Source organism: Sphingomonas faeni, from assembly GCF_040407565.1.
Classification (GTDB): Bacteria; Pseudomonadota; Alphaproteobacteria; order Sphingomonadales; family Sphingomonadaceae; genus Sphingomonas; species Sphingomonas faeni_F.
In genome coordinates, this window is the sequence record NZ_JAPZPR010000002.1 from 35,928 (window position 1) to 57,889 (window position 21,962).

The following is a 21,962-nucleotide window of genomic DNA, read 5'->3' on the forward strand; positions in this document are numbered from 1 at the left end:
TTCAGCAGCATGGGGTGAGTTCGGCTAGGAGTGGCGCACATAGTTCGGGTGAGCCGGCGCAGCAGTCTTTGACGAGGAACAGGGTCAGTGCGCGCAGCCCGTCCAGATCGGCGCGGTAGACGATCGAGCGGCTATGTCGTTCGAAACGGACGATGCCGGCACGCGCGAGAATGCCAAGGTGCGCTGACATAGTGTTTTGCGGGACGTCGAGCTGACGGGCGATTTCGCCCGCTGCCATTCCATCTGGTTCGTGCCGGACCAGTAGGCGAAACACGTCGAGGCGTGTCCCTTGTGCGAGAGCGCTAAGTGCACCAATGGCCGAATCGTTTTCCATATATCCAGCATAGAGGATATGTCAGACTTGGCTAGTTCGAGATTTCCGAGGCCAACCTTCTCAATTTACGATCCCTTTTGAGAATCGGCTGATGACAGCGGTGTGCAGAAAACGGCCGTTTTCCGAACCATTGGCATACGACCGGCCCGAGCCGGCCCTTGCCGCGGGCCAATGTTCATCAACCGGTTCGGAAAACAATGTGCAGGAAAGGCCACGTACGTCAGCTATCCGCACAGAGGTGCCCGATAGCTGCCCGTCGGCAATGACCCATCGCCAGTCGGCCTGATGCTGGTGCCAAGTGACCTCAGGAATGGCGGCGTTCAAGACCAGTTACCAGTCGCGCTCTATCGCAAATATGGGCGAGCGCCGATCATCCTGTTGGCCTCGTCGAATGACGGGTTCCGTCCGGAGCCGCCGTTCGTAACTCGCTTTACGAACGGCTTGAGTTGGTCGCCAGCTGCCGCGCCTCCGTGACCCACTTTCGGCCATTCACCGGCCAATTCCGTATTCCCGACTCCGGCCGTTTGTTCATGTAGGCACATCTGCGCCGACGGCACCGCGTGGAATGGCGAGAATTGTGACAATCCCGTCATTCCCGTCGGTTTTCAAATGTCGGCTTCCGACAAAAGCCGACATTGGCGCGTTCGGCCACCTTGGCTCATTGAACGATCAACGCTAGCCGATTGCCGCCGCTCGAGATCCGCCGGAAGTCAGGTCAGAGAGACTTGGTATATGATGTGTAGCCCGTGGTGTTGACGCCAAGCAGCCCGGCTACGGTCTCGATCTTGGGGTGATCATAGCCTGCACGCCCGCGGCCGTATGTCTCCTGGTTGCCCTCAATCAGATCGAGCAGTTCGGTGAGCGTCGCTGCGTTCAGTTTGGCGAGCGAGGGCTCTATGAATTTGCTGAACCGACTGTCCGCGGCGTCGTAGCTTCCGCTCGCGCCATAGATCTTCACGCCAATGCGGACGGCTCCGTCGGTTTGGCCTTCGTTTTCCGCGTCGGCCAGCAATTCGAGCCAGACTTCTTTGCTCATCTTGGCGAGGTCCTTTGCCTCTTCGGCGAGTAGCGACGTCAAATGGGCTGCCATGTCTGCCGCCTTGAACCGACCGCGTACACGCAGATTGACATCGGCCTCCAGGCGGCCGTCGACGAGGATCTGCCCGGACGGATCGAGCGAGCCGTACAACTCGGAATGCTCGATGATGAAGGCAACGAGCGCATCGAGCGGTTCGGCGGCCGGGCCGACGTTGCTGAAGGCGGTTCGCTCCGCGTCGATCATCGCGCGCATTGCGGCCGCGTTGCGCCCATAGAGGATGGACAGGGTGTCGAGGTTGATCTGCCGGTTGGCTTGGGTGTCGGGATTGTTGAGCTTGAACGTGAATTTCCACAGCGCGCGGAACAGCTCGCGCTCGGTTGCGAGCGGCATGTTGGGGAGATAGCGCGCCTCAAGATAAGCTTTGAGCTTGTCGCGCGAGATCAATACCGCCTTGTTGGTGGCGATGTCGGTGACGAGCGTATCTACGATCTTTTTGGAGAATAGCGCGGGCTTCATCAACAGCGCTTCGAGCGCCATGCGGATCTGCGCGCGCGCATCCTCCTTGGTCGGCCGGAATAGGAGATCGGTGCCCGAGAGCACGGGATGGGCCGACAGATGGCGGAGCTGCTGGAGATGCTTGAGCTGGGCATGCTCGGAGACCTCGAGCATCTTGGTACGCTTCAAGACCTCCTCTAACAGGAACACCTCCCAATCCGAGCTAGTCGGATTAACGACCCGCTTGGACTCGACGTCCGTGAGCAGCGTGCCGGCCGAGGCATCGCCGTAAAGGTCGCGCAGCGTCTGCAGCTTGTAGACGAGGTCGCACACGACCACCGTCCACAGCATCACCAGGCTGCTTCGGTAGCATTCGTTCGAGTAGGACCGCGACACTTCGGCGAAATAGTCGCGCGTGCGCGGGTCGATGATGCGATCGGCGGCGAGGTCGATGGAGAAACCGGTCATTATGATCCCCGATGATCGTGCAAGCTGAGAGATGCGTCTGGTCGCATCCGGACGTAAAACCGGACGAGTCTTGCAGGTGGGTTAAAGGCCGGCGAGATTTGCGGCTACAAATTGGCGTCGGCCTCGAAGCAGCGATAGTACACCAACATGGTCAAGCGAATTCAGAAACCACTCACCCTCGATCAAATGACCACGATACGTGGAATTCCCTCAAGCGAGGCCTACGGAGCGGATCATTCTCCCAGTTTCGATCAGAACGAGACAAATCGCCTTTACAAAGCGGCAGTCGAGACACTCGCTGAGGAGGGGGATCGACTAGATTCTCTGGAACTGCTCACGTTGCTGGCCGCGATTGAGCATATGACCACGCTACAAGAGCCACCTCAGCGGATAGGCATCGCGGCAGTCGAACTGGCACAAGCACAGCTTCTACGGTCCGCGTTTCCAGGCGAAGCACTTACCTCCGCAGCGGCGGAGAATTTTATGGGGGCAGTGACAGCCGACCTTCATCTTTTTCTCGACCAAACTGCGAAGCCGCCGACGGATGAAAAGGGGCAGGTACTTTCCCGCCGTCGCATGCAGACGTTGCTGGTCCGACACACCTTCTATGCGCACCACGCCGCGCAGATATTCCGTCGGGTGGCCAGAAATCTGGAACGGGTCGAGCTTCCCTCACTCGGACTGACGCTCGGGCAAGCGTCGATGATCAGCATGGCATTCGCCGTGGCTGTTCAGGCTGCGCTGAATTCAAGCAACCTGAAGGCTGTCATCCCGGAATGGCTGGCTGGCAACATCGAGAGATTCGACCCTGCTTGGACGAAACCATACGAAATCGATCCGACTATTCTCTCGCCGGCGATCCCCGATGTCGGCGTCGCCACTTTGGCGAAGCTTCTGGACAGGCTGTCGATGGCTGAGGGCGAGTTGCGCGACGCTGACCCCGCGCACCTGCACCTCGACAATCCGATTTGGAGGCGACCGTTCGTAAAGCATCAGGGGCGATGGTTCTGCTTCTCCCCGGGAACGCTGCTCTCGTCGCAGTTCGATATCATGGCGGAACTCGCAAGCGACATCTCCGAACGGCCAGGAGAATTGGTTGGCAAGGCGCGCGGGACCGCGCTGGAAGACATGCTCGTCGAAGCCCTTAAGCAAATGCTGCCGCACGCGGAGGTACTGCGATCCGTTAAATGGGATGACGCCGTCGGCAAGGAATTCGAGACCGACGCTATAGCCCTGATAGATGGGCTAGTCTTGATCTTCGAGGCTAAGGGCGATGCCCTCTCAATGACCGGCAGGCGTGGAAGCAACAAGTGGTTGCGCGATTTTGACGACATCGCGGTCGAAGCCGCTGTGCAAAGTTGGAGGCTCGAGCAAGCGCTCCGCGACCAGAAACGCGAGGCCATCGAGCTACGTGCCGACGGGCGAACGGTTAGGCTGCGTCTCGATGACGTCCGCCATGTCGTGCGTTTTGGGGTCTCTCTCGAACGCGTGACGATGGCCAGCTTTGGCCTAGAGGGGCATCTGCGGGCGCGGATCGAGCGCGCTGGCGGCATGCCGATGCCGATCCTTACGATCGGAGACCTTTGGCAAGTGAGGGACCTCTTGGGCAGCGAGGGGCATTGCCTCCACTTTCTCCTTCGCCGCAATGAACTCGAACGGGACTTCGAGTTCATCGCAGACGAATTGGACCTCATCGCCCATTACCTCCGCACCGGGTTCGTGCGTCTCTGGAATGATGTCGAAGATCGCAGCCCGGTAGCGCTCTATGGCTTGTCCGATTTTCTGCGCTTCTACCAAAAGGGTTCCTCTCACTATGATGCGACGGTAAAGCTGCCAAAGCGGACGACTGCATGGTGGGATAAGCTGATCCGGGAGCGCGAGGAGCGAAGGGTGCCTGGCTGGACAGACATGGTCTACGACCTTCTGAACATCCCCTTGCTTTCGCAGAAGCGTTTCGAGGAGGATGTCCGGAAGCTACGCCGCAAGGTTCGGCGACTACCGGGACAATACCCTCGGGAGGGCCTCCTGATGCAGGCTCCGCATCAACTTCGTCCATCCGCCTTTGCGTGTATCGCCATGGGAAGGATGTCCTCGGCAGACCGTATCGCACTTGCCCGCGGACATTTCACAGAACTGCTCGAAAGCCATCCAGATGAGCGCTTGTTCGTGTTCGTCCTCGACACGGCATCAGCCAATCCGACGCCTGCCTTGCCCTACTACCGCGGCATCGCCTGGGATCAGCACGTGGAAAACGTTGGCACCGAAGGCGAAGGTGTCGCGTCAGGGCTCTTCTTCGAAGTTGACGCCAGCGAGGCGACGCCGTGAGACCTGGGACAATCGCAGGCCTTCCTGGCTAGGTCTCGACATCCGCGCGCTACTGCGGCGTCGGCCGCGCTCCCGGGGAACTACGAGGTGTCGTCCCGTGCCACTTCCTAAAGGCGCGGTAGAAGTCGCTCGGTTCGCTATAGCTCAGCGCAGCCGAGAGGCTTTCGATACTTAAGGTGCCATCCGAAAGATAATCCCGCGTCATGCTTCGACGCAGGTCGCCCTTGATCGACGCGTAGCTGTTCCGCGGCGCAAGTATCTCGCGAGCAATCCAGCCGGCGGATCGCGCATCGGTCGCGTCCGCCAAGCTCAGGCAAGTCGCCACGGAGACGAACGTGGCCGTGTCGCTTTCGTCCACGACGCGGTCCAGCAGTCCCAACTTCTCGCCGACGATCGCCGTGCGGACGGCGACGCCCGGATAGGCGCCGTCGGGAAAGAGGAGCGTGAGCGCGAGCAAGGCCTCGGCCCTCCCGGTGATCTTCATGCTCGCCTCGCCGGTCATTTTCATTTTGCGATTCGCCATCCTATCTTTGTCCCGGGACCATATAGAGCAGCGGCTTCCGCCTTTGTCCCGGCCCGCACGGGAACCGGGCGCTGCACATCAATCGAGGAAGACGCGTTGGAGGATCGACCGCCCTTGGCTGGGAACCGCTCCATGACCAAGGAGGAGGTGCGCCGGTTCCTCGACCTGGTTCCTGGCTCAAGGCGTGCGGCGCAGGGCGTGATCGTTGATAACGGGGACGGGACTCACTACCACTATACCGGGGTGATCCGGATGGACCCGGACCTCACGGAAAAGGAGAACCTCGACCTAGCTTATGGGGCGAAGCACGAGGTCATCAGGATGCGCGACCTTCGCACCCCGCACGACTATCTTCTTCGCGTCCGCCTCGAGGCGATCGCGGCCTCGACGCGCGCGATCCGCACCTTTCGCGACCGACGCGCGAGGTTCGAGGCGCGCGGGAGGCGGTGGACCCTGACCGACTACTACAACTCGCAGAATAGCGAGGCGAAGCGCTACATCGCCCGGCTTGGCCGGGCCCAGCAGCGCATCGTCAAGGCCATCCCATATGGCCTGGCACCGATCAACGAGGCCAATGCTGTCGCCCGCAAAACCCTCCTTGGCGACGTGGTCATGGTCGCGGAAAACCTGCGCAGCTTCTACTATTTCATGAATATCGCGATGTACGGGCCTTATTCCGGGGTCGGGCCGGGCGACTGTGTCGATGCCGCCCTGATCGCGCTGCGCATAATGCGCGGCAGCGAGTCCTTCGATTTCGATTTGGATCCTCGCGCGGTGCTTCCCCCGCGCGTCGAGCGGGAAATCCAGTTGCGGACTGCGACCCAGATGGAGTTCACGTTCGGGCATGAGTTCGCGCACCTGCTGGAAGGCCATCTCGATGCTGGCGATGCCAGTGGCGACATCAAGACCTACTCGCATGAGTGCGAGTACGCCGCCGACAGCCGCGCAGTGCTGGCGGCCGGCCCAGACCATGCTGCACGGGAGGCGGTCGCGCGTGGCGCGTTCGACGTGCTGCTGTTCCTGCAATTCCTGGAGACGAGCGCAGCCGCCGGGATGCTGGGCCGGTTCTCGGCAAGCGACACGCACCCCCGGCCGGTCGAGCGGATCGAACGACTTGCGGCGACGCTGGGGAACCGCCTTAGTCGCCCGCCAGGCGAGATCGAGGCCAGCATCGAGGCGATAGAGCAGATGGCCGGGCAAGTTGGGAAGCGCGTCGAATACTCGGACCGGCCGGACCTGCTCAACTTCTACGGCTCCATGTATCTCGTCGGGTACACGGACCGGATGAAGGTGGACCGCGTGGAGTTCTGAGCCCTTTGCCGACTATATCGCATAGCGCACAAAGACGCACTCGATCAGATGAAGCCGTTCGACGCCTCCGGCATGAAGGATTAGTTTTGAAAAAATTGTGGGTCACGTACGCCTGGAAAGATAATGAAGATCTCGATGTTGACTACCTTCTTCAAGAGCTTGAAGGTGCCGGATTGGATGTGCGCTATGATCGCCGCCAACTGCTCACGGGGCAGCGTTTGTGGGATCAGATTGACCAAGGAATTACCAATCCCGTTAATTCAGATGCTTGGGCTTTGGTCGTTTCAAAACACAGCCTGGAAAGTGAACCCTGCCGAGAGGAGCTGAATTACGCTCTTCAACGGGCGCTCACGTCACGAGGAAGCTCCTTTCCACTGATTGGCATATTTGTTGAGCCGGTGGATAAAGCGCTTTTGCCAGCCGCGATTTCGACGCGCCTTTATGTGAATATTGAAGCACAAGATTGGCTTGAACGCGTGCGCTCAGGTGTCGAAGGCGTTCAACCGAGCATAGCTTCAAAAATTATTTCTCCCATTGCTATCAAGCTACATTGGAATCAGGGTTATTATCCATTGATTGTCGAGATTAGGCCGAGATCTGGTCTCTGGAACCCCTGCCTAGCTGCAATTCTCTTAAATGAGAAAGATTACATGTTTGGTGCGCTCGTGCGACCTGCCGGAAGGATTCCACGGATTGGTACAGTGAGATTTGTAGAGGGACCGGATCGTGAACGGCCTGAATGGTTCCTTCGGGGGCCGGGCGAAGGTGAGACAGCGTCCCCAACGATGAGCATGTTTATCATATTCAATCGAGTTCCAACTCGATTGCGCGCAGGTACGCCAGACACCATGTACGAAATCGATCTAAGTGAAGATAATATAGTCAAGGCTTGATAGGGTCTGGCTATAACCCCATACTTGTCTTTCTAGATTGACAGAGACGCGCGGTCGACGTCTTCGACGTCAACGATGTATTCTGGTGGCAGAATACCATAGTACACGCACCAGTTTGCCTGCTCGCCCCCACCGAGGGTCATAAATTCGTTAATGCTATCTTGGTCGGGGAATCCAAGAGGCGCGATGTCTGGAAAAATCATCGGATAAATATTCAGGTCTTCTTCTGGAATTTCTAAAACAATGCGCTTTGCGACGGTGTTCGGACCGTGCGGTATGGGGCCGTCAGGATCGCTTTTCCGGTATTCCTTCAATACGTCGCCGAAATATTCGGAGCCGTCCCAAAGCGACTTATAGAGTAGCGGACTGGGGTCCGGATTATTTGTGAGGGAAACAACAGGCGCGAGCGACGGGCCAATCTTTGGCACCTGTATGGTACTCGGCCGAATACCCTCTTTCCTTATCGTATCAATGGCGGCGGCGTAGGTGAAATGAAAGAAGCGCATATGTCCCAATTATGCCAGCGCGAGAATGCGTTCAACCATTCGTGGCTCGCGGGCAGCTATATCTGTCAGAGGCGCTGCAAACTTCCGAGGTTCGACTAGCCCTCCTAACGACTGTCCGTTTCAATGGACCCAATCAGCAGCTTCCAACAGGACCAGACGTTCAACTCTGCCGATCTGAGCGACCGGGTCTGGTCGTCAGCTGCCGCGGCCGAACTGCCGAGGGCGACCCACATCCGGTCATTCGCGGGCCGCTAAGCGCTTGCCGAAGCCGGACGCTTGTTCATCTTGATATCTGCGGCTGATTAGACCGTAGGAGGCGACAATTGATTGCCGAAGGGCGATGCAACGACAGCGAATTGCTCCGTCTCGCACGCGGTTCGTCTTTCCATTGCCGATCGTGCAGCGCTGGCATCGCGAGCACCGCCAATCGGGAGGATTGATATTTGCGTCAGAGACTGAACTTAATCATGTAAGTTAAAAGAAATACGTGTCGCGCTCTCTGCTAAATGCGGCAACATACCACAGGGGGTTTGCTGATTGTCGAGACGTGGGGGGAAGGATTGGGGCGAGCGTGACCGGAGCAGCCTGATCGGGAATGCGGGCCGTGCGAAGGGTGAGCGCATTCGTTCGCTTCTAGAAACGCGGACTAACGCCAACCGGCCGCTCGAGCTCGTCTCGCGACCGGGCATCGGCACGGCCACCGTGACGCGCTACTCGACGACGGCGAATCCGGCCGGTTGGGCACCGCTCTCCGCTGGGGGTGTCGCCGTCGACACGGTCATTGACGCGATCGGCGACGGTCGTGACCGCGTGCTACTTGGGTGGCCCGAGCGGCCGGGCAACGGCTTCACGCTGGCCGCACTTGCCATGCGCGAGGCCCGCGCCGGAGGTCGCCTGGCTTCCGCCACGATCGGCGTCTGGCCATGGCGCGGCGGCCTGACGCGCGCGGCGCGTTCGGCGCTGGTTCATCCGGAGGACGTCGCGGAGGCGGCCAGGTTGGCGCTGAACGAGGTCGAGAGCGGCGCGTTCTGGTCGAAGGACGGCCTCGGTCATCGGTCGCTGGGAATGGTCGAGTTAAGATTGAAGGACCTCGTCCTTAAGAATGCTCCGGCACGCGTGGCCAGGGGTCGCCAGAGGCTCGAGATCGTGGTCCGCAGCCCTAGCCTTTTCGAGACCACCGCGGTGTTCGCGCCCGACGCGGGCCGATACGCCGCCGACGCGGAGCAGGTGCTGAAGCGCGTCCGGAACCATACATTCCTTGGTGAGGCCGGAGCAGGTATGCCGAGGCAGCGTGCCGAGGTCGGCTCCCCGGACACGAGCCCGTTCGCGCTTTTCGGCCTTCCCGCCGAGCGGAGTACTGCCCGGCTTGGTCGCCTGCTGGCGAACGACCGCTTTGCCGCCCGCGGGCTGGACGCTGTCGTCATCGATCTAACCGGCCAGTCCCGCGCTGAGCTGGGCGATCAATGGGAGCAGGGCCTGGTGCTGCTGCTGCAGGCGCTTGATGCCGTCCCTGGGCGTCGGCCGCCTATCGTCGCCGTCTGCGAGGATCCTTTCGCCCTGAGGGGAGCGACGCGCTCGCTTCGCTCGCATGCAGTGCGCCTCAGGCCCCGGCGCCAGGCGCCCATGGAGGTGGGCGTCTACCTTTCGGAACCGGGGTTCCTCGCCGCCGCGTCGACCTTGCCTGAGCGCTTGCCCGACGTCTCATTTACTGCCGACATCAAGGACGCGGAGCTCGTCTCAGTCCGTAAAAAGCTCGTGACGCTCGGCCGACGGCTGCGCGAAGGCGGCGATGGCATAGGTGCGCGCGGCGTGTCACGCGCCCTCGCCTTCCTTCGCCGCGTCGCCAGCCTGCCGTTGGGTCTTGAGGAAGCGCGTGTAACCGCCGACACCCTCTTCGACGCCGACGACGAAGTCGACAACGCTATCAGGGCCATGCTCAGGCCCAAAATGGCGCTCGGGCAGCTCGCCGAGATAGCGGCGACCTCCCCTGACGGCAAGCTAGCCAAGGATGCGATCGCGTCGATCGAAGCGAGAACGGAGAAGTGGTTGGCTGAGACGCCCGTCTCCTCCAAGCTCGCCGACTTGCTGGCGCGCGACGGCTGGAACGCTGCGACCACGCTAGTCGCGGTGCCGGAACGGCGGATCGCCGAGGTGCTGATGGCATCCGACCGCGGCGTCTCCTGGCGCTGCGGCATCGTCGACCATGCGGATCTCGGCGCGGCGCTCGCCAAGGGCGGCCTCGATCGCGTCATTGTCACCGGACCCCGGGCCACCGCTGTCCGTGCCCTCCTCACCAGCCCTTCGACGCCCGCCGAGGTCGTGCTGCTCGGCGACGCCTCGGGGTCCGCGTTGCTAGCTGGCGAGCTAGGGCCGCTCGCGCGTTTGCCCGGGTTCGCTCCGATCGCGGCGCGTGCCGCCGCCATGCAGCAGGCGCTTAAACGCGGTGGCCTCGACGAGCGGCTGGACGCCGGAGAGAGCGAATTCAGGATCCTCCCCATCGCTGAACCGCGGGACATCGACCTGACGCGCGAAGGTGGCGCCTATGTCGGCGAACGGGTGGTGATCTCGACCGGCAGCCATCGCATCGCCTACCGCCCGTCGAGCGACGTACTCGTGTTCACAGCAGGAGAGGCCCGCCCCTTCGAGAAGGTCGCCGCTCGCGAAGTTGAGGTTGGGGAACAGATTTTGGTCCTGAACGAGGACGCTCGCGAACGCATCCGCCAGGCGCTCGCGACGTCCCGGACCAGCCTCGACCAGCTGAAAACGTACCACGACCGTATCGAGCAGATCCGAGTGAACCTGCCGGGCGGCACGGACGTCGGCAAGGCTCGCGAGGTGCTCTGCCGCATGCACGAGCTCGACCCTTCCCTCCCGAACAGCGAGCTTAGCAACATCCAGCGCTGGCTGAACGCGGATCGGGCGGCGCCGGCCGAGGATGGCGCCCGCCAGCCGCGCGCAGCTCGGGACTGGTCCCGATTCAAGCTCTTCATGCAGGTGAACGGAGTGCCCGAAACCTTGGCCGAGACCTTCTGGCGGTTTGCAATCGTGCCCACGCGATCCTATCGCGTCCAGGAAGGGTTCCACTTCAACCAGCGCGTGGTCCAGTTCGTGCTGGATCCGGAAAGCTTCACCGCGGGACGGACCGACGGGGAACTTCGCGGCCTGTGGCTGTCGCTGCTGGACGCCGTGGACGACGTGGAGCGCGTCGAGCGCGACAGGGGGGTGGAACGTGACTGAGCCGGCTGCGCTGATCGGGATGGACGCGGACGAGCGCCAGCTCCTGAAGGAGGCGGTGTGCGACGCCATCCTCGAACGCACCCGCAGGACGATGTCCGGTGACGGCGAGATTGGCAGGATGATCCTCGGCGACAAGCCGTCGCGCGTGCTCGGGAGCGGCTTCATCCTGCCTCGCGTCGACGAGGACGGAGACGATGAGTCGAGCGATATCCGCCTAGCGAGCCATGGGTTGGACCTGCGCCTGCGGGCCGCCGGGGGCGTCCTGCGGATTATCCCGTCGTTGGCCGTCTACGTGAGGACACTGCCAAGTGCGGAGGACTTATTCGCCCGGGGGGGGAGGCTAATCCCCCGCGCCGAGCTGTCCATTGCCGCCTCGCAGCAGGCCAGGGTCGAGATCGCGCGTCGCCTTGATCAGCAGGCAGCCGGCGTGAGCGCGCGTGCGCGGCGCGAGATGCACACCGCTATCGTGGAGCAGGTCTATCGCGAGATGGGCGTGGTCGTTCCGGACGGAGCCATCGTCCCTCGGGGGACGGAGACCGATCTGCCCGAGGGGTCCGACCGGCCCGCGAGCGAGGGATTGCCCAGGCTCCGCATACCCAACACGATCGCGCGGCAATACTCCGTTCCACTCAAATGGCGTCGCGTGGACGTGCCCGCGCCGGTGCTAGAGCTGCCTCTGCTCGCCGGGGCGGACGAGTGGTCGACGCCGCTCGCCGACTACAATCAGCGGCTGCAGGCCGCCATCCAAGATGCTTGCCTTGCTTTCCTCGCCACCGAGGAGGGGCGGGATTGGGCTTGGCGGCGACGACGGCCGGAGTCGGAGGACTTCTGGTCCCGCGAAGAATGGGAGCGTTTCCTCGCGCGGGCGCGCGTTGACGCGCCGGTGCCGGCTGATGTCGTGCCGCAGATCAGCATGCAGCTCCTCGTCCAGGTGTTGCCCGATCCTACGGCACCGGGGTGTCGGTCGGTCCGAGCGGCCTTAGAGAACCTGCGTGAGAGCGACGCTGACATGGAGTGCGGCCTGTTCAACGTCTCACTTCGGCTCGAGCTGCCGGAGGCGGCGCTCGCCCCCATGCGCCTCGAGCGCGTCCGGCGCAGCTACCATCTCGCCGGGTTCATGACGATGCCGGCGATCGGCGTGAACGGAGGCGTGGACGATCTCGGCGTCGAAGACGGAATCCGCCGACTGCGGACCACCTGGATGCCGCGCTACGTGCTGCCGCGCATGAGGGCGCGTTCGGTCGCCGCGGTGCCTACCGCCTACGCTCGTCTATCCGATCCGAACGAGGAAGTGGCCCCGCTATCCGAGCTCGTTGCGGCCATGGACGCCTGGCGTGCCGATAGCGCCTTAACGACCGACCTAGCCCTGCACCCTGACGAGGGCGACGTTCACGACGAGCAGCGTCAGCGCGAGCAGTTCCAGGCCGATCTTGGCGCCTGGGAATACGAAGCGAGGCGCGTCGAGCTCGGCGTCGAGCTACTGTCGCGCTCGCGCAAAGCCTGGTGGCAGGACCCGGCTTCGGAGGTCGCAATCCCCTACCGCGCATGGCTCCTCCTCAACTTAGCTTTTCACCGCGCGAACCCGCCGCGGGACGGCGAAGCCCCGGGCTGGAGGCTGTTCCAGCTGGCCTTCATACTGGCGCACGTGCCAACCCTGGCGGGGCGCGTGCCATCATTCGAAGCGAACTTCCGGGCTGACTTTGACGAGGACGCAGCCAGCCTCCTCTACATGTCGACTGGCGGCGGCAAGACCGAGGCGTTCTTCGGCACGGTAGTGTTCGGCCTATTTCTGGACCGTCTAAGGGGCAAGCGCCGCGGGGTCACTGCGATGATGCACTATCCGCTGCGGCTGCTGACCGTCCAGCAGGCGCAGCGTCTTGCCAGATTGCTGGCGCACGCGGAGATGGTCCGGCGCGCCGAGCGGGTCCGAGGCGCTCCGTTCGAGATCGGCTTCTGGGTGGGAGGCGGCAACACGCCTAACCGAACCGAAACCCGACCGGGCCGGCTGCATGACGACCTTCTGCCGATCCCCGCCTGGAACGACCAGCGCGCCGGGGACGAGCAGGCGCTTCTCGACAGCACAGCGGGAGGGGAGCGCGGCTACGCGGCCGCGCGCGCCGCTTGGAACAAGCTGCCAACCTGCCCATTCTGCCGATCGGAGACCGAGACCGCGCTGCGGCTCTTCCCGGAGGAGCGCAACCGACTCGGCATCGTCTGCCTAAATCGCCGGTGCGATTGGAACGAGGAGCACCGCGGCGCAGGCAGGCCCGTGCCCCTGCCCTTCCTCCTGGCGGACTCTGACATTTACCGGCGCGCGCCTTCGGTCCTACTCGGGACGATCGACAAGCTCGCACTGATCGGCCAAAGTACCCGTACGATCGACGACATAGCCGGCATGCTGGGCCTCGCGCGCGCCGTCGAGGGCGGCGCGGACGGCATGCTGGACCAGCCGAGCGGGCAGGACCTGGCGGCGGTGGGAAGCGACGGCCTCGAGCGCGTCGCGCCCGCTTTCGACGACGGCATTGAGCTGTTCCACGACCCCTTCCCGTGCCTCATCGTTCAGGACGAAATGCACCTGCTCGAGGAGAGCCTGGGGACCTTCGGCGGCATCTTCGAGACCGGCCTGTTCGCGTGGCTGCGACGGCTCGCGCCGCTGCTTGGGAGCCGCGCGGCGCGCGTCCCCGGCGCGCCCGACCGTCCGCGGCTGCCGCACGTCGTGGGCGCGACCGCGACGGTGTCTGACGCCGCCAAGCACGCCCGCGCCCTCTACCAGCTCGGGGTCCGGCAGTTTCCGCACCCGGGTCCCGCCCTTCACTCGACGTTCTACAGCGACATGGCAAGCTTCGACCCCGCCGGCCCCGCCGCCGACCGAGCGGCCGTGCTCGGCGATGCGAGCGCTTCGCCACGGGCTCGCGAGGGCGCGGCGCCCTGGGGCCGGTTGCACGCGAGTATCATGACCAACGGCCGCCTCCACACGGTCACCACGATCGCGGTGCTCGCGGCTCACGCCGCGACCATCACCCGGTGGGAGAGGGATCTGGCGTCAGCTGATCAGGCCCGCCGCGATCGGGCGGCGATCGAGATCGAGGAGTGCGTATCCGACGCGCCTTTCTCGGCGGGGAGAAGAGCTGCGGTCGCTGCGGTCCGGGAAGGGGCGCGGCACAACAGTCTCGCCGCGCTGGTCGATCTCCATCGCATCGAGCTGACCTACGTCACCAACAAGAAGGGCGGCGACCAGATACTCTCCGCGTTGGGACCCGAGGCCTTCGAGGCGCACGTCGCGATGGGAGAGCCGTATCGATTGTCTGCCTTCATGACTGAGCTGATTTCCGGCGGTGTCGACATCGCCGGCATACAGCGGGTTATCCGCGCCGCCGAGACGCCGTTCGATCCGCTCTCTGACGATATCGCGCATTCGCTGCGTGTGATCGTCGCCACCAGCGCCATTTCCCACGGCGTCGACGTTGAGGCGTTCAACGCGATGGCGTTCGCCGGCATGCCGGCCGACATCGCCGAATACATCCAGGCGTCCTCGCGCGTTGGCCGCACGCATGTCGGCTTCTCGCTCCTCGTGCCCACCCCGCAGACGCGCCGGGACCGGTTCGTCGTCGAGGTGCACGAGTCCTTCCACCGGCTGCTTGAGCGCATGATCGCATCGCCCGCCATCGAGCGCTGGGCGGATCGCGCTATCGCCCGCACCGTGCCTTCGCTCGTCCAGACCTGGCTGGCGGGGGTCCAGTTCCAGCGCCGAATCGTCGAAGCCTCCGAAGGAAGCAAGGCCGGTGTCCCGTTCCCCGCGACCGTGGAGCAGCTCGCGCGCATTCTCTCGAATCCAGCCTCGTTCGAAGACTGCGCGGCGTTCGTGCTGGAGGCGATCGGCATCCACGGTGCGGAGGGCCGGCCCGCCAATCCGGACTACTACGCTGATCTGGTCCGGGAGAAGCTGCGCAGGATCGAAGTGGTCGCCGGATCGGACAACTTCACGGGTCGGCTGGCCGACTTCTGGAGCAATCCGTTGAGCGGGTTACAGCGGCCGATGATGAGCCTCCGCGACGTTGACGCCGCCGGGACGATCCGGGCGTCGCGGTTCGACATCCAGAACCGGCCGGTGGATGGCGAGGCGCTCGACCTCGCAATGGCGTTCCTGCGAAATCGGGGCGGCCGCCGCGCCGCCTCCAGCGAACTCGACCGGGAAGTTTAAGATGAGAAAGCCGAAGCCGCCCGCGATGCACCGTTCGCGCAACCAGATCGCGACCGCTTACGCCCCCCACAGTCTGTTCACGTTCGAAGGCGGCCGCGGCGCATGCATGGCGCTGCCCTGGAGCAACAATCGTCCCATCGACCTCCCCCAAGTTACTATTCGGACGATCGGCGAGCAGGTGCAGGAGTATTTCTCGGCCTGGGCCGATCGAGCGCAGCGGGGGACTGGACTCCAGCATCCGGTGCCGCCCGAGCTTTCGGTCGATCGCCGCGTCCTCGCCGATGATGCCGTGCGGGTCAGGCTTGGGGAGTTCGCCTTCCAGATCCCCGAAACCGCCGGATACGTGCCGTTCCCCCTCGCGTTCGCCTGCGGTCGCTGCGGCCTGCACCGCGTCAGCCGGGGTGTCGGCACGCTTGAGCGCGACGCCGAGAGGTTTCGCGAACGGTGCCCGACCGGCGCGTCGGGCTGCGCCGACGACTGGGAGCAGCTCGACGTGGTGCTTACCCACTGGTCGGGCGAGGTCGAGCCGGTGACGCCCGCGTATCGCCGTTGGTCGAGCCAGCGCAACGACATCGTCGAACTGGATCGTTGCACGAATTGCGACGAGGATCGCTTCTATCTGCGCAGGCCGCCCGGGCCGCTCGCGGGGTGGCATTTCGAATGCGTGCGATGCCGCTTCCCGCGCCAGTTGCTGCAGCGAGACAAGCCGACGCTCCGCGCGCTCGGCCCTCTCCTCGATGGCGGCACGGCGCTGCCCGCCGAGATCAACATGGAGCCAATCTCCTACCGCGCGTCGGCGGCCTACTACGTCCACGGTGATCGGCTGTTGGTCTTCCACGACGACCAACACCTCGGTCTGTTGGCTAACACTCAGATCCCAGCGCTCGAGCGGCTGGTCTCGGCGCGCTTCGGCTATCCGCCCTCCGAACTCTTGGACGCCGAAAAGGAGCGAGTGCTCGTCGCGGCCGGCCGCGGCGACGAGTGGCGGAACCAGACCGATCTGATCGCGATCCTACGGATGCTCGAAGGTCAGAATGTGCCCGAGCGGATGCTAGATGCGCAGCGACGGACCATCGCCGAGAACGAGGCGGAATGGGCACGAACCGTGTTCGCGGCCCACGGTCAAGCCGTGCCCGGCATCGTCGCCGCGTGCCGAGGGCGCGCCGACTACGTCCGCAAGCACGACCCGCTCCGGATGGCGGTGGAGCACATGACCTTCGAGGAGGAGAAGCTGCGGGGCGGGCAGATGGCGGACGGCAAGGAGGTCTCCGTCGACGTCACCATCCTGGACCCGTTCCTGCGGCCCGATGGCCTCAACGAGGCGGACCTGCAACGCCAGCGGTCCGCGTCGTCCACGCGTCTGAGCTTGCTCGGCATCGAGGAGATGCGTCTCATCCGCGACGTGCGGATATGCGAATACAGCTTCGCCTACACCAGGACCTCCTCGGCACCGACGGTGCAGCGAGACAAGGCTGGCGCGGCCGAGATGCCCGTCCGTCTACGGCTGTTCGAGCGGGTGGAGGTCGCCGACGCGGCGAAGCATCCGCTCCTGTGCACGCTCCAGTCCAATGAAGGCTTCTACCTGCGCCTGGACGAGGCCGTGGTGCGGTCCTGGCTCGGCGAGAACGGCATCCTGCTACCGCCCGCCGACGCTGGAGTGCGCATCGGCGGCCAGCTGATCGAGGATTTCGAGGCGCTGGAGCGCGATCCCGACACGCGCTTCTCACGCTTCCTGGACGAGTATCGCCGGGAGGGTGCGCTAACCCGCCGTGCCTACCCGTTCGTTTACACGCTGCTGCATACGATGGCGCATCATCTGATCGACACCTGCTCCGCGATGTCCGGCCTGGACCTTGGTTCCTTCGGTGAGCACCTGTTCGTTCCCGATCTCGCGATCCTAGTCTATCGCCGGGGCACGACGATGGATCTCGGCAACCTGTCCTCCATGTGGCGCGACCAAGGGGATCCCGACGTCGGCAACCAGGTGCTCGAGCGGATGCTCAACCCCTTGAGCCTCAGGTGCGGCTCGGAGAGCGTCTGCAATCGACGCGGAGGCGCGTGCCCGGACTGCGTGCTGATCCCCGAGAACGCATGCCTGACCAGGAACGAGCTGCTTTCGCGCTCGGCCCTCGTGGGGCGCGGGCGTCCGCGCTTCGACGCGCCGGCCGCCGACCTAGTCGGCTATCTGCAAATCGCGAACCGGCCGTGACGCGGCAACACGGCATTGGGGCGGCGATGGCGAGATCGCTCGTGGAGCGACTGGGGCACGACTGCGGCGCCGCCACAGCCTTGGCTGTGCGGCTGGGTTCGGGCATGACGACGCTCGCCCGAGGAGCCACGATCGGCGGTGTCAGCCCCGCCGCCGTCGCACGTGCGGCAAGCGACTTCGTGGATCGGGGTTGGCTTTATGAGGATGCGGCCGGATGGCGTCGAACGCCCGAGCCGTTCCCCGCAGGCTTGGCCGCCTTCCTAGCGGGCGCCGAGGCAATGCGATCCGCCAGCGCGGCCCGCATGGACGCGGTCGCTTCCGCAGTCGTGACGCTCCCGGCCGCGCCCAGCGCGATCGCGGGCGCGTTGCCTCTGCAAGGCCCGATTCACGCCAGCCTGGAGAGGACCGAGGAGATGCTCGGCGCGCTGGCGCGGGCCGCCGTGGCGTCCTTCACCGTGATGAGTCCGTTTGTGAATCATGATGGCGCACTGTTTGCCATGCGATTGTTCGAGGATTGCCGCGCGCCGAGAAAGACGCTGATCACGCGACTGGCGGGTCCGACCCGAGTGGTGGTCAACGAGCTGCTGCCCAAGCTGCGGACGATGCGCGTCCGCGTGCTCAATTACCTATTGCCGGCGGAGGACGGGTACGAGACGTTCCATGCCAAGGTCGTCATCGCCGATGCCGACCAGGCTTATGTCGGGAGCGCCAACATGACGCGCTACGCCCGGCATTCGATGGAACTGGGCGTGGTGCTTACGGGACGTCAGGCGCGGGCGGTCGCGGCCGTCGTGCGCGCGGTCGAGGGCATCTCCAGACCCGTTTTGCCGCGTTGATGCTCGCGCATTCCGACATGGAGGCCTTCGCCGCCGAGGATCGCGTCGCGCGCATCGTCAGCTTCTACAGGCGACGCCCCGGGTTGCACGCCTCGTCAAGCGTGGACGCGATCCTAGCGGATTGCGCGCCTGCCGAAGTGGCTGCACTTCTTGCGGAGCTCAGCCCCGCCTGGTTCGACCACGCCGTTGCGAGCGTCTATGCCGCGCTGATGGGGAAGCGGCGGCGCAAGGCTCTTGGAGCCTACTTCACCCCTCCTGGCCTTGTTCGCCATCTGATCGGGCGGGCCCGAAGCTTCGGTGTCGACCTCGCTAACGCCCGCGTCCGGGATCCCGCCGCCGGCGGCGCCGCGTTCATCGTCCCGATTGCACGCGAGATGGTGGCGCTCTGGCGTGCGGATGGGATCGCAGACTTCGTCATCGTCGAACGACTACGCGAGCGCCTCATCGGCCGGGAGATTGAACCGGGGCTCGCGCGGCTGGCCAACGCCCTGATACGACGCTGCCTCGTCCGCGAACACGGAATCGACGCGGCGGTCGTGGACACGCTGGACGTGATTCGCGAAGGCGACTCGCTCAAGGTGCAGGATCACGACGGTGCCGATCATGAGATCGGCAACCCGCCCTTCCTCCGGCTGGCTTCGCACGCCGGCAAGGCGGAGGCGGAGCGGTTTCGCGACATCAGCGCCGGTCGGCTCAACCTCTACTCGATCTTCGTACGCCGCGGGCTGGCCGCGCTGCCTGCCGGCGGCATTCTTGCCTACATCATTCCCGCCTCCTTCATCGGCGGACCGGAGTTCGCGCGCTTCCGGGTTCGCGTCAGGCAGCTCGCCGACGTGCTCGCGGTCGACATGATCGAGGGGAGGTCGACCGTGTTTATGGACGTGGTGCAGGACACCTGCATCCTGATCTTGCGCCGACGTGATGTCGAACTGACAGAGGTGCCCTCGGCAGACGCGGCGTGCATCAAGGTCGGAGGCGACGGCTCCCCGATTTCCGAGGGCGTGGTGCGGTTGCCGACCGGCGATGGCCCGTGGCTGCTGCCCGGTGATAACCACGATCTGCCGTCGACGCTGGAGGAGTGGGGATATTCCGCTCGGATCGGCTACCTAGTCGCCAACCGCCAGGCTGACCGGCTGCACGAAGGGCCTGCGCCCGGGCGGATGCCGCTGATCTGGGCCAAGGCGATCGGCCAGGACGGGACCTTTGACTTCGAGCGCGGCAAGCACTTCCGCGCCAAGAGCTGGGTCGAAGCGCTGCCAGACGCTCCCTATGTCGCCCGCGCCGGCTGCGTTGCAGTGCAGCGGACATCCGCACGGGGTCAACGTCGGCGGATCGCAGCTGCAGAGATCCCCGTCGGGTTCGTCAAAGAGCATGGTGGCGTCGTGGCCGAGAACCACGTCATCCTGCTACTGCCTTCGCGTCCGAATGCCGCGCCGCCGGCGGCACTTGCGGAAGCGCTCAACCGGCCCGAGGTCGGCGATCAGCTCGACCGGATGTGCGGATCGGCGTCTATTCCGGCGAGGCTGCTCGAGCGGGTGCCGATGCCAAAGCCTCCAATTGCATAAAGTCTTACAAGGGCGCGTCAGACTTGGGATAATAGCCGGCTCCCGTCACCGGACTGGCGACCCCAAATATCGTAAATCAATGGCTCGGCTGATTAGGAAGGGCCGGCACGTTTGATAGAGCACACGAATTAATCGTTCAGCTCGGCCACGCGGCCGCGTCGGGATGGCTATAGTCCCGGTCAGCTAGCCGGGCTGGACGCGCTCGGCTGAGGTTGGTGGCCGCGCTGTGCCTGCGCGCGTGGGACGAAACGCTCACCCGTGCTCCTCGGGGAGGCAGGTACGACTATCGCACCCCCTAGGGCACTCGCTGCCGGCGCACGCTCCCTCGACCGCTGGGCTGACGCTGGAGCCGCGGCAACGACGCGCGTGTGTGGCAGCTGACCCGATGCCAGTTTTTCGGTCAACAGGGACGATGGGGACGCTTTTACGCCGAAGGCAAGGATCGCCGACAACAGGATGATTCCTGCTGCGATAATCCCGTAGAACCAATCCATCTTGTGCTTGGAGCGCACCTTGCGCCCGCACACCGCGAACGGGCTTGCGCGGCTGATCTCCTCACCAAGATCGACGGTAAGCCCGAGTTCGCGCAGCCGTGCCTCGACCGGGGTCGCCGCCTTCACCGCACCGTCGAGCAACCGATGATACCAAAGCCGATCCATAAGATAAAAGGCAAGCAGCGGCAGCAGTGAGCAAGAAACCACGAGCCCGGCCACCGAAATGTGGAATCCCAACACCCGCGCGAACCCACCATCCTTAATTGCGTATCCGCCCAGACCGATGAAGGCGCCGGTGACGATCAATGCGAAGTTGCGGATGCGGAGCTCGAGATCGTTGAAGTGCTGCTGCACGTCGACTATTTTCTTCCAGATCTCGACTTGGGCGGGCAGCTCGCTCATGTCGCCTCCAGTACAATCGGAACAATCTCGGCGAAGGTGTCCGTCAGCACACGCGTGGGCGTGATCGCCCCCGGCTGCAGTGCCGCGCTCTCTTGCGCCACCATCTCAGGTGTCCAGTGGGTTACTTTCTTCAGTAGATCGTATTGCTCGGCGCGATGCTGCGCAGCCCCATAAGCCGCGTGGATGTCGAGCACGCCAGCTTGCTGCGCCATATGAACGTCCTTCAGCTTGTTGTCGCCAACATATGCCACGTCGCTCTTTTCAAACCCGAGTTCGGCGATGATGGCCGCGAGGATATGAGGGTTCGGCTTCACCTCGCCATTAGGCGTGAAACGATGAACTGTTTCCTTTAGGTCATAACTAGCGGCCTCATATTTGCGGATCGCCGCCGTATCAAACGGCACATCATGATCCGCCGGCGAGTATAAGACGTCGATCAATCCATCGAGGCCGAGCTTACGAAAGCGATAATTAGTGTAAAACGCCTTGGACTCGGTGAACGCCGCGATGATCGTGCCGGCCGATTTGAGCCGTTGAAGCGTGTCGAGCACGGTGGGGTAGAGCTGGAGGTGCCGCCGCCGCGCGGCCCGATATTCGTCGATCGCTGGCCGCATCCGCTCGAGCAACTTGTCTCCATAGGCTTCTTGCAAGCTCGGAAGCTCCGACAAGACAAATGCATACTCGCTCGTCCCATGCCGCTGGTGAACCACGCTACATTCGGCGTAGAAGCGCTCGGGACTGACATCCGAAATTTCGAAGACACGGTTCGCCATCGACGAGAACGTCTCGAACCACAGATGCTGCCAATCGAGCAGCGTATTGTCGACATCGGTTATCAACAGCTTTTTCACGCACCGTCCGCCAGTCCAGCATTTCCACGCCTCATATCGGGTGTGAGGTGGGCTGTCGCCACATCGCTGCTCCCAGTCTGCGCCTTGTGGCCGCTCGACGGTTGGGGGGAGCACCAGCTGGCGCGTTAGCGCACCTTCAACGCCGCTACGGGACGGCAGGACAAGCGCGGGGCGGCGGATCTACGGCCGTGCGGCCTAGCTGAAGACTACTACTGCGCGACGACCACAAACCAGATTCACCCTAACGAACAATCGCTTAGATAAATGTGACTT

The 21,962-nt window shown here is 63.7% G+C and carries 15 protein-coding genes; 8 read left to right on the top strand and 7 right to left on the bottom strand.

Annotated elements, in window-relative coordinates; genetic code table 11:
- Position 1: 1 nt before the first annotated feature.
- From O6Y00_RS04595 to O6Y00_RS04605, 3 genes are all read right to left on the bottom strand, one after another.
- Complete coding sequence (locus O6Y00_RS04595) at positions 2–334, bottom strand: ArsR/SmtB family transcription factor (RefSeq protein WP_353441425.1); 333 nt, start codon at positions 332–334, stop codon at positions 2–4.
- 60 nt (positions 335–394) lie between these two features.
- Positions 395–658, bottom strand: a complete 264-nt coding sequence (locus O6Y00_RS04600; protein WP_353441426.1) for a hypothetical protein — start codon at positions 656–658, stop codon at positions 395–397.
- A 391-nt stretch (positions 659–1,049) separates the two neighbouring features.
- Positions 1,050–2,219, bottom strand: coding sequence for a hypothetical protein (locus O6Y00_RS04605; protein ID WP_353441427.1), 1,170 nt, complete (start codon positions 2,217–2,219; stop codon positions 1,050–1,052).
- Between the two features lie 264 nt (positions 2,220–2,483).
- Between O6Y00_RS04605 and O6Y00_RS04610 the strand changes: the two genes are divergently transcribed.
- Positions 2,484–4,661 (top strand): hypothetical protein, encoded by a 2,178-nt coding sequence (locus O6Y00_RS04610; protein WP_353441428.1) that lies wholly within the window; start codon positions 2,484–2,486, stop codon positions 4,659–4,661.
- 49 nt (positions 4,662–4,710) lie between these two features.
- On the opposite strand, the gene O6Y00_RS04615 is transcribed toward O6Y00_RS04610, so the two are convergent.
- A complete protein-coding gene (locus O6Y00_RS04615) occupies positions 4,711–5,169 on the bottom strand; it encodes a helix-turn-helix domain-containing protein (RefSeq protein WP_353441429.1) in 459 nt (152 codons plus the stop codon).
- A 147-nt stretch (positions 5,170–5,316) separates the two neighbouring features.
- Here O6Y00_RS04615 and O6Y00_RS04620 point away from each other — a divergent pair, with 147 nt between their 5' ends.
- Positions 5,317–6,495, top strand: coding sequence for a hypothetical protein (locus tag O6Y00_RS04620; protein WP_353441430.1), 1,179 nt, complete (start codon positions 5,317–5,319; stop codon positions 6,493–6,495).
- Between the two features lie 86 nt (positions 6,496–6,581).
- Positions 6,582–7,388 (top strand): toll/interleukin-1 receptor domain-containing protein, encoded by an 807-nt coding sequence (locus O6Y00_RS04625; protein WP_353441431.1) that lies wholly within the window; start codon positions 6,582–6,584, stop codon positions 7,386–7,388.
- 32 nt (positions 7,389–7,420) lie between these two features.
- On the opposite strand, the gene O6Y00_RS04630 is transcribed toward O6Y00_RS04625, so the two are convergent.
- Entirely contained in the window at positions 7,421–7,894 is a 474-nt protein-coding gene (locus O6Y00_RS04630; protein ID WP_353441432.1) for a hypothetical protein, read from the bottom strand.
- A 702-nt stretch (positions 7,895–8,596) separates the two neighbouring features.
- Between O6Y00_RS04630 and O6Y00_RS04635 the strand changes: the two genes are divergently transcribed.
- From O6Y00_RS04635 to O6Y00_RS04655, 5 genes are read left to right on the top strand one after another with little or no spacing between them, the layout of a single operon-like run.
- On the top strand, positions 8,597–11,131 hold the full coding sequence (locus O6Y00_RS04635) for a hypothetical protein (RefSeq protein ID WP_353441433.1): 2,535 nt from the start codon (positions 8,597–8,599) through the stop codon (positions 11,129–11,131).
- Entirely contained in the window at positions 11,124–15,332 is a 4,209-nt protein-coding gene (locus O6Y00_RS04640; RefSeq protein WP_353441434.1) for a DEAD/DEAH box helicase family protein, read from the top strand. Before O6Y00_RS04635 ends, O6Y00_RS04640 begins: the two co-directional genes overlap by 8 nt.
- A 1-nt stretch (position 15,333) precedes the next feature.
- Positions 15,334–17,541 carry a hypothetical protein gene (locus O6Y00_RS04645; RefSeq protein ID WP_353441435.1) on the top strand — a complete coding sequence of 736 codons (2,208 nt, stop codon included), beginning with the start codon at positions 15,334–15,336 and terminating at the stop codon, positions 17,539–17,541.
- A 26-nt stretch (positions 17,542–17,567) separates the two neighbouring features.
- Entirely contained in the window at positions 17,568–18,377 is an 810-nt protein-coding gene (locus O6Y00_RS04650; protein WP_353441436.1) for a hypothetical protein, read from the top strand.
- On the top strand, positions 18,377–19,942 hold the full coding sequence (locus tag O6Y00_RS04655) for an Eco57I restriction-modification methylase domain-containing protein (RefSeq protein ID WP_353441437.1): 1,566 nt from the start codon (positions 18,377–18,379) through the stop codon (positions 19,940–19,942). Before O6Y00_RS04650 ends, O6Y00_RS04655 begins: the two co-directional genes overlap by 1 nt.
- 179 nt (positions 19,943–20,121) lie before the next feature.
- Here the strand turns inward: O6Y00_RS04655 and O6Y00_RS04660 are convergent, their stop codons facing one another.
- On the bottom strand, positions 20,122–20,838 hold the full coding sequence (locus O6Y00_RS04660; RefSeq protein ID WP_353441438.1) for a hypothetical protein: 717 nt from the start codon (positions 20,836–20,838) through the stop codon (positions 20,122–20,124).
- A complete protein-coding gene (locus tag O6Y00_RS04665; RefSeq protein ID WP_353441439.1) occupies positions 20,835–21,689 on the bottom strand; it encodes an HAD family hydrolase in 855 nt (284 codons plus the stop codon). The genes O6Y00_RS04660 and O6Y00_RS04665 overlap by 4 nt, the downstream gene beginning before the upstream one ends.
- Positions 21,690–21,962 lie beyond the last annotated feature (273 nt).